General features: G+C 69.8%; 7 protein-coding genes. 3 read left to right on the top strand and 4 right to left on the bottom strand.

The genetic code is table 11. The features are described from left to right. Window positions 1-1,338 (bottom strand): DUF4192 domain-containing protein (locus tag ACWGI8_RS33540; protein WP_453666738.1); only part of this gene is annotated, 1,338 nt, incomplete at its 3' end. A 111-nt stretch (window positions 1,339-1,449) separates the two neighbouring features. Between ACWGI8_RS33540 and ACWGI8_RS33535 the strand changes: the two genes are divergently transcribed. Next, the gene (locus tag ACWGI8_RS33535) at window positions 1,450-3,621 is read left to right on the top strand and encodes a RecQ family ATP-dependent DNA helicase (RefSeq protein ID WP_453666736.1); all 2,172 of its coding nucleotides are present in this window, start codon (window positions 1,450-1,452) and stop codon (window positions 3,619-3,621) included. 216 nt (window positions 3,622-3,837) lie between these two features. Further along, the gene (locus ACWGI8_RS33530; protein WP_453666734.1) at window positions 3,838-4,467 is read left to right on the top strand and encodes a hypothetical protein; all 630 of its coding nucleotides are present in this window, start codon (window positions 3,838-3,840) and stop codon (window positions 4,465-4,467) included. A 192-nt stretch (window positions 4,468-4,659) separates the two neighbouring features. On the opposite strand, the gene ACWGI8_RS33525 is transcribed toward ACWGI8_RS33530, so the two are convergent. The 3 genes from ACWGI8_RS33525 to ACWGI8_RS33515 all read right to left on the bottom strand — a co-directional run bounded on the left by ACWGI8_RS33525 (window position 4,660) and on the right by ACWGI8_RS33515 (window position 6,795). Next, window positions 4,660-5,280 carry a hypothetical protein gene (locus ACWGI8_RS33525; protein ID WP_453666732.1) on the bottom strand — a complete coding sequence of 207 codons (621 nt, stop codon included), beginning with the start codon at window positions 5,278-5,280 and terminating at the stop codon, window positions 4,660-4,662. A gap of 105 nt (window positions 5,281-5,385) precedes the next feature. Then, entirely contained in the window at window positions 5,386-6,096 is a 711-nt protein-coding gene (locus ACWGI8_RS33520; protein ID WP_453666730.1) for a ribonuclease HII, read from the bottom strand. Between the two features lie 72 nt (window positions 6,097-6,168). Further along, window positions 6,169-6,795, bottom strand: coding sequence for a TetR/AcrR family transcriptional regulator (locus ACWGI8_RS33515; protein WP_453666729.1), 627 nt, complete (start codon window positions 6,793-6,795; stop codon window positions 6,169-6,171). A 125-nt stretch (window positions 6,796-6,920) separates the two neighbouring features. Between ACWGI8_RS33515 and ACWGI8_RS33510 the strand changes: the two genes are divergently transcribed. Further along, a complete protein-coding gene (locus tag ACWGI8_RS33510; protein WP_453666727.1) occupies window positions 6,921-8,474 on the top strand; it encodes an MFS transporter in 1,554 nt (517 codons plus the stop codon). Window positions 8,475-8,577: the final 103 nt, after the last annotated feature.

The following is an 8,577-nucleotide window of genomic DNA, read 5'->3' as shown; positions in this document are numbered from 1 at the left end:
CGCGGCCGAGCCAGGGGGTACCGAGGCGGGGGTGGCCGAAGAGGCCCGCGAAGCAGGCGCGGCCGAAGCGGGAGTGGCCGAGGCGGGAGCGGCCGAAGCCGGGGTGGCCGAAGAGGCCCGCGAAGCAGGCGCGGCCGAAGCGGGGGTGGCCGAGGCACGCGAAGCAGGCGCGGCCGAAGCGGGGGTGGCCGAGGCACGCGGCACCGGTGCGGCGCGCTCCTGGCGCAGACAGCGGCGCAGTGCCTCGGGGTCCAGCCCCTCATTGCATGCCTGATGGAGCAGCCGGGCGAAGACGTACTCGGGGTCGGCACGCAGGGCCAGGCTGAGCGCGACCCGCGCACCTGGTTCGTCGCCGATCGACCAGGAGACCCAGCCGGCCAGGGAGAGCGGGGCGGCCGCATGCTCCGCGTACGGGCCGACACACCGACGCGACAGCGCCCGCCACAGTCGCAGCGCGCGATCGGCCTCCTGCCCCTCCATCCAGCCCGCCGCGTGATCCCGGGTGTCCCGGTCCTGGAGGCCGAGGATCACCGCCGCCGCCTCGTCGTCCGAGATGATCCTGTCGTCCCGCACGTCAGCCGTGGACCAACCGACGCCCACGGTCGCCCTCTCCCCCAGGCGCTTCATCAGCCTGCGCGCGAGCCGCAGGGTCTCCTTTCCGACCTGCTCCCTGCTCTGGCTGTCCAGGATCCTGGGCACGAGCGCGGCGCCCGCGGAATCGAGTGCTCGTTCCTGACCGGCTGCGGACGGAGTGGTCATGGGCTGCAGGCGCGCCTCCATCTCTCTCAGCGATCCGCGGACCTGGATACCGGCGTAGGCCGCGGCCGCGGCCATGACGGATGTGCCCTGCATCGCCATTGCTGTCCCCTCCGCCGGACAGCAGCGGGAATCCGGGCAGCAGTACGACCAGAAGCGGCCGCCGGAAATGCAGAGCGCCTCGTGGACCGGAACGTCGAGCGAGCCGCAGGACGTCCTCAGCCACTGCGCGAGCGGCCTCAGCCGCTCCATCACCGCGGAGCCCGTCTCTGCTTCTCCCGGGTCCTGGCAAAGGAAGACGACAATGCCGTCTGGCCGGGCGCCGCGCCGCTCACTGCCTTCCACGAGGCATTCGGCGAGGTGCTGGGCCACGGGCAGCCACTCCCGCGGCGATTCCGGGATGCCCAGCCTGAGGCGTCCGCCGAAGCGGCCGCGGCTGCCGTGGAGTGCGACCATCACGATCGAATCAGTCGGGTGGAAGCCCAGCATGTAGGGCAGGGCATCGGCCAGTTCGCCAGCTCCGCGCAGCGTGATCTGCTGCTGCTCGTCGGCCGGTCCGGTGGGTTCGTGGTGCTTGTTCATGGCACGACGGTCCCGCGGACCGCCCCGGATCCGCGACCCCTGTGGATAACGTTATCCACAGGCTGGCGGCCTCGTTCGCGCTTTGTCCGTCCCATCGGGTTGCATGGGGGCATGACCAACGCAGACCGCGCAGATCTCCGGGCATCGGCCGACTTCGTACTCGCACGCCTCGTCGGGGACACCACCGGCACCGCCAGGCTCCGCGAGGACCAGTGGCGGGCGATCGAGGCGCTCGTCGCCGACAAGCGCAGAGCGCTGGTCGTGCAGCGGACGGGCTGGGGCAAGTCCGCGGTGTATTTCGTCGCGACGTCCCTGCTGCGTGAGCGCGGCAGCGGTCCGACCGTGATCGTGTCGCCGTTGCTCGCACTCATGCGCAACCAGGTGGAGGCCGCGGCCCGGGCCGGTATCCGCGCCCGGACGATCAACTCGTCGAACACGGAGGAGTGGGACACCGTCCAGGCAGAGGTGACCGCCGGCGAGGTCGACGTTCTGCTGGTCAGTCCGGAGCGCCTCAACAATCCGGATTTCCGTGACCAGGTGCTGCCCAAGCTCGCCGCGGCAACCGGGCTCCTGGTCGTGGACGAGGCGCACTGCATCTCGGACTGGGGCCATGACTTCCGTCCCGACTACCGGCGGCTGCGCACGATGCTCGCGGATCTTCCGCCGGGTGTTCCGGTGCTCGCCACCACCGCCACGGCCAACGCACGGGTGACCGCGGATGTGGCCGAGCAGCTGGGGACGGGCGCGGGCACGGACGCGCTGGTGCTCAGAGGGCCGCTCGACCGGGAGAGTCTCAGCCTGAGTGTTGTTCAGCTCCCCGATGCCGCCCACCGCCTGGCCTGGCTGGCCGACCATCTGGGCGACCTGCCCGGCTCCGGAATCATCTACACCCTCACGGTCGCCGCAGCCGAGGAGGTCACGGCGTATCTGCGGCACTGTGGTCACACCGTGTCGTCGTACACCGGCCGCACCGAGAACGCGGACCGCCAGCAGGCCGAGGACGATCTGCAGGCGAACCGGGTGAAGGCCCTCGTGGCCACCTCCGCGCTGGGCATGGGCTTCGACAAGCCCGATCTGGGATTCGTGGTCCACCTCGGCTCGCCCTCGTCACCCATCGCCTATTACCAGCAGGTGGGCCGGGCCGGGCGAGGTGTGGAGCACGCCGAGGTGCTGCTTCTGCCCGGTAAGGAGGACGAGGCGATCTGGCAGTACTTCGCCTCAGTCGCCTTCCCTCCGGAAGAGCTGGTGCGCCGCACGCTGGATGTGCTGGCGCAGGCGGGCAGGCCGCTCTCGCTGCCCGCGATGGAGCCCCTGGTCGAGCTCCGGCGTACGCGGCTGGAGACGATGCTCAAGGTCCTCGACGTGGACGGGGCGGTACGCCGGGTGAAGGGCGGCTGGAGCACGACCGGACAGCCCTGGGTGTACGACTCAGACCGGTATGCGTGGGTGGCGCGGCAGCGGGAGGCCGAGCAGCAGGCGATGCGTGACTACGCGTCGGCGGTGGGTTGCCGGATGGAGTTTCTGCGGCGGCAGTTGGACGACGAGGAGGCCGCCCCGTGCGGTCGCTGCGACAACTGCGCGGGGGCACGCTTCGATGCCGGGGTGTCCAGCGCCGCCCTGGATGCGGCGCGCGGAGAGCTCAGCCGCCCCGGTGTGGAGGTGGAGCCTCGCAAGATGTGGCCCACAGGGCTGGCAGCGGTCGGTATCGACCTGAAGGGACGTATCCCCGTCGGGGAACAGTCGTTCACGGGCAGGGCGCTCGGGCGGCTGTCCGACATCGGCTGGGGCAACCGGTTGCGCCCGATGCTCGCCCCTCAGGCTCCTGACGGACCGGTGCCGGACGATGTGGTGAAGGCCGTCGTGAGCGTGCTGGCCGACTGGGCCAAGGGGGCCGGTGGCTGGGCATCCGGAGCTGGTGACGCAACGTCCCGCCCGGTCGGGGTGGTCACTGTCGCCTCGCGTGGCAAGCCGCAGCTCGTCGGTTCGCTCGGCGCCCGGATCGCCGAGGTCGGCCGTATGCCGTTCCTCGGCACGGTCGAATACGCGCCGGGGGCGGAAGACGCGCATATCTCGCGGACGAACAGCGCTCAGCGGGTGCGCGGCCTGCACGAGGCCCTTGTCGTGCCGCCCGATCTGGCCCGCGCGGTCGAGTCGGCCGGTGGTCCCGTGCTGCTCATCGATGACCTCTCCGACAGTGGCTGGACCTTGGCCGTCGTTTCTCGGCTGTTGCGCCGAGCAGGGGCAGAAGGCGTGTTCCCGCTGGTCCTCGCGGTTCAGGCATGAATGGGGCGTGACATCAGGCCAGGATGGGCAGGGATATGAGCACCATACGTGCGCATTCCAGTCAGCGGTCTCAATTGCTCGTTGCCGCGTGCCCGTAGGCCCGCAAGAATTGGAAACGCCCCCGCACCGTCCGATCGCGGTCCGGAAGGGCTGTGCCGCGGTGCGCCCTCACCCGACCCCTGCCCGCACTGTGGGCGCGTATGCGAAGGGAGGACCGTGACCTTCGGATTCGCCTCGTCCGCAGCCACTTCGATCAACCCATCGGTCAATTCCGCCAGCCGCCTTGCCAGGTTGCTCGAACCCGCCGAGTGGACGGCAGCCGGAATACCTCTGCTCCGCAACCCGCGCGAGGTCGTGAGCGGCCTCCACGTCCGTCATCGGCCAACGCCGTCGACGGCTGTCGTCGCCGTGCTCGACCATGAGGAACGGCTCACCGCCAGCGCTTCGTTCGCCCGGCGTTCCGTCCCCGTGGACGGCTGGGAGTTCCGTAACGCCCTGCTGGCGCATCTGCGCCGGGTCATTCCGCACGACCTGCGCCGCCGTGCTCCGGTGCGTACCGCCGTGCTGCTCTACTGCCGCGAGGGCGACGAACGCTGGACGGAGGAGGACGGTGCTTGGATGTGGGGGCTGCGGGACGCGTGCACGCTGCACGGGCTTCGCTGCGGTGCGTACATCACGCTGACGCACGGAGGTTGGCAGGTGCTGGGTGAGGGACGCGGCGGCCGACGGCCCAACTCCGACTCCCTGACTGATGGTTTCGCAGACATCGTGGCCGATCCTGGACCGATCCCCCTGCGCACCGCGAGCGGCGCCGCCGAAGCGTTGCGCCGCACGGCGGCGCGTTGAACCGAGCCCGGGACCGTCTCCGCGGGCGCTCGGGCAGGTGCAGCCCGAGTGACCCGCTGTGCGACGGGGCGCCGGTGTTGCGCCGACCGCACCGCGCACACGGTACGGGCGGCGCGGCAGAGCAGCCGTAGCACCGGACAGCCCGGTGCCCGGACGGCACGTGCCCCGGGTGCGGGCGCAGAGCCTTTCGGCTCAGACGCCCGCGCCGAGTGCCGCGTTGATGCGGTTCGGGTCACCGCACACGATGAACAGCGCGCCCGCACGGCCCATGGCGACGGGCAGCGCCTGGGCTGCACCCTCGTCGCTGCCGCCGTTGACGGCGACGACGACCACGGGACGGGCCGACGCACGGTCCGCCGAAGCGGCGTCCGCGTAGAACACGTCGTCGCCGACGTCGTGCTGAGCCCAGTACGCGGTCTCGCCGAAGGACAGCTCATGCGCGGCCCAGGGGTGCTGTTCCCCTGTGGTCAGCACGAGGATGTCGCCGGGAGCACGACCGGAGTCGAGCAGCAGGTCGACGGCCTCGCCGGCGGCGTCGAGCGCACCTTCGGCAGAAGCGGGGATGAGCTGGATCTGCGGCACGGAACGATTCTCCGGCCGCGGTGACTGGGGCTGCCCGGCGGAGGTGTGCGTGCGCTGGGCGGGCGGCGCGGGCCTGGCCGGGCCGGGGCCCGGGCGTCCGGGACGGGGCGCGGCCGCGGTACGCGGACCGGGTACGGGACGGGGGGTCGGCGCGGTGCGGCCTGCGGCCTGAGTGGCGCGGGGACCCTGGGCACTCTCGTGAATCTGAGGCTCCTCGGGGATGAGAGGCATGATGGATATCTATCAAACGCCGGTGCGGCGGGCATCGGCGGGTGGGCACATAAGTGCGACCGGACAGGTCATCCGGTCCGCACAGCGGTCGTCGGGCCGGCCGGTTCAGAAGTCGAAGCCGAGTTGGCCCCCGCCTTCCAGAGCGGCCGCCTCCACGGAGATCCGGACCTTCTTGAGATGCCGCCATTGCGGCAACGCGTCGAGATAGGCCCAGGAGAGCCGGTGGTACGGAGTGGGACCCAGCTCCTCCAGCGCCGCCTTATGGACGGGCGAGGGGTAGCCGGCGTTGTCGGCGAACCCGAACGGCTCGTACGCCGCCGACTCCAGCCCGAGTTCGGCCATCAGCGCGTCCCTGCGCACTTTGGCGATCACCGAAGCAGCCGCGACCGCGACGCAGGATCGGTCCCCCTTGATGACCGTACGGACCTGCCACGGCAGGCCCAGGTAGTCATGCTTGCCGTCGAGGATGACCGCGTCCGGCCGCACCGGCAGTGCGTCCAGCGCGCGCACGGCGGCGAGACGCAGAGCCGCGGTCATTCCCAGGTCGTCGATCTCCTCCGGGGAAGCGTGCCCCAATGCGTGCGAGGTGACCCAGTCCTCCAGTTGCTCGGCCAGCTCCGTACGGCGCTTGGGGCTGATCAGCTTGGAGTCGGTGAGCCCGGCAGGAGGCCTGCGCAGTCCCGTGACGGCGGCGCATACCGTGACCGGTCCGGCCCACGCCCCGCGTCCGACCTCGTCGACTCCGGCAATGATCTTGGCACCTGTGGTGGCCCGGAGTGAGCGCTCAACGGTGTGGGTGGGTGGTTCGTACGCCATGGCGCCAGACAGGTTACGCCGCTCGGGCGGGCCACAAAACCCCGGATCCCGATCTCCGGCCCGCCGCCGGACTCAGCCCGCGCGCGGACGGAGCAGGGGCACCATGACCCGATCGATCATCTCGGCGATATCCATGTCCTCCCATTCGCTTCCGCACACCTTGGAGCGGTACATCATCATCGCGGGGATCACATCGCAGACCAGGTCGTCCAAGGCGTCGGACCGGACGTCGCCCCGCTCGATTCCCCGGCGCACAACCTGCCGGAGGAGACGGACCGAGGGTTCGATGACACCGCTGAAGATCAGGGCATGGAATCGCTCAGCCGTGGACGAATCGCATTCGTGAAGCACAGAGCGGAGCGCGAACCCCGGCTTCGAATACATCGCCGCACGCATCCGACGGCAGAGGTGATACAGGTCCTCGCGGGCGCTTCCCTGATCGGGTGCGTCCTCAAGGGCCGGCAGCCCCGCCTGCAGGGCGTCCGCGACCAGGTCCTCCTTGCAGGGCCAGCGGCGGTAGACCGCGGCCTTGCCGGTCTGGGCGAGGGTGGCGACACCCTCCATGGTGAGGCCGTTCCAGCCGACCGTACTCAACTGCTCGAGCGCGGCGTCGAGGATCGCCCGCTCCAGCACTGGTCCGCGGCGGCGCAATGACGCCGACTGCGGCCGAGCGGCGGCCGCAGGACGCGAAGTAACCATCAACAACTCTCCAACGCAGCAGTGCGGTAGTGCCAGTGAACGCTTGCGTTCACTGTTGGGGAGTCACTACCGTTGACGACTCAGTGAACGCATCCGTTCACTAACTCAGGTGTGGGGGACCCATAGTGACAACCTCTCAGTTAGAAGCACAGCGCAAACCGGGCACAGCCCGCAGGGAGGGGCGTCCTGGAATCGCCCTCACGGTCATCGCCGCCTGCCAACTCATGGTGGTACTCGACGCGACGATTGTGAATATCGCGCTTCCGCATATCCAGGACGCGCTGAACTTCTCCACCACCGACCTCTCGTGGGTGCTCAGCGCCTACACCCTGACCTTCGGCGGACTGCTGCTGCTCGGAGGCCGGGCCGGCGACATTCTGGGCCGCCGACGGGTGTTCATGACCGGCATCCTGGTCTTCACACTGGCCTCACTGCTCGGCGGCCTGGCCCAGGAACCCTGGCAACTGCTGGCGGCACGAGCGCTCCAGGGTGTCGGTGGCGCGATCGCTTCTCCGACGTCGCTCGCCCTGATAACCACGACGTTCCCCGAAGGGCCGGAACGCAATCGGGCGTTCGGCGTGTTCGCGGCCGTCTCGGCAGGCGGTGGCGCGATCGGGCTGCTGGCAGGCGGCATGCTCACCGAGTGGCTCGACTGGCGCTGGGTGCTCTTCGTCAACGTCCCGATCGGCGTTCTGATCGCCTTTCTCGCCCCGCTGTACATCAACGAGTCGGAGCGCCATCCCGGCCGTTTCGACATCGCGGGTGCACTGACCTCCACAGCTGGTATGGCCTCACTCGTCTACGGATTCATCCGGGCATCGGAGGAAGGCTGGCGGGACGCGCTCACCCTCGGATCCTTCGGCGCGGCGGTGGTTCTGCTCGCCGCCTTCGCGGTCGTCGAGTCCCGGGCCCGGGAGCCGATCACACCGCTCAGGATGTTCGCTGACCGGAATCGATCGGGTACGTACATGATCATGCTGAGCCTGGCCGCGGCAATGTTCGGCATGTTCTTCTTCATCGTGCTGTTCGTGCAGAACGTGCTCGGCTACAGCCCGATCGAAGCCGGTCTCGCATTCCTTCCGGTCACGGTCGCGATCATCACCGGCGCAGGACTCTCGCAGCGGCTGCTGCCGGTGCTCGGCCCCAAGCCCTTCATGGTCACCGGCTCCGCGATCACCGGAGTGGGCCTCTTCTGGCTGACTCTGATCAGCGCGGAGAGCTCGTACCTCAGCGGGATCCTCGGGCCCATGGTGCTCTTCGGCTTCGGCATGGGCCTCAACTTCGTGACGCTGACACTGACCGCCGTCTCGGGCGTGGCACAGCACGAGGCCGGCGCGGCCTCGGGGCTGCTCAACGCGACGCAGCAGGTGGGCGGTTCGCTGGGGCTGTCCATCCTGGTCACGGTGTTCGGCACGGCGAGCCGCGACGAGGCGGAGACGCAGGTTCCGTCGTTCATGGCCCGGTCGACGCCGGAGCAGCAGGCTGAGTTCGCCAAGACGCATGAGTTGCCCGCGCCCTGGGGCCACGAGGTGCTGACCGAAGGTATCTCGACCTCGTTCATGGCGGCGGTGGGGATGGTGCTTCTGGCGCTGATCACCGCGGTGACGGTGATCCGTGTCCGCAAGAGCGATCTGGAGGCGCTCAGCGGGAACGCGGGAGCGGGCGGACCTGTCGCGTAGCACGGGGTTCCGGAGAACCGTTCCGGCTGATGTCTCGAGTGAGGGCTCGGCCGAGAGCTCGGCTGCGAGCTCGAGTGATGTGCGGTGCGGTCCGTCCCACGGG

Source organism: Streptomyces sp. NPDC054841 (assembly GCF_053611045.1).
Note: the sequence above shows the minus strand (reverse complement) of the source record. Positions and strands in the feature narration are given on the sequence as shown.

Bases quoted from the DNA above. Each gene is read 5' to 3' on its own strand.
- ACWGI8_RS33535 (WP_453666736.1), top strand. From the start codon at position 1,450: ATGACCAACGCAGACCGCGCAGATCTCCGGGCATCGGCCGACTTCGTA.
- ACWGI8_RS33525 (WP_453666732.1), bottom strand. From the start codon at position 5,280: ATGCCTCTCATCCCCGAGGAGCCTCAGATTCACGAGAGTGCCCAGGGT.
- ACWGI8_RS33520 (WP_453666730.1), bottom strand. From the start codon at position 6,096: ATGGCGTACGAACCACCCACCCACACCGTTGAGCGCTCACTCCGGGCC.
- ACWGI8_RS33515 (WP_453666729.1), bottom strand. From the start codon at position 6,795: ATGGTTACTTCGCGTCCTGCGGCCGCCGCTCGGCCGCAGTCGGCGTCA.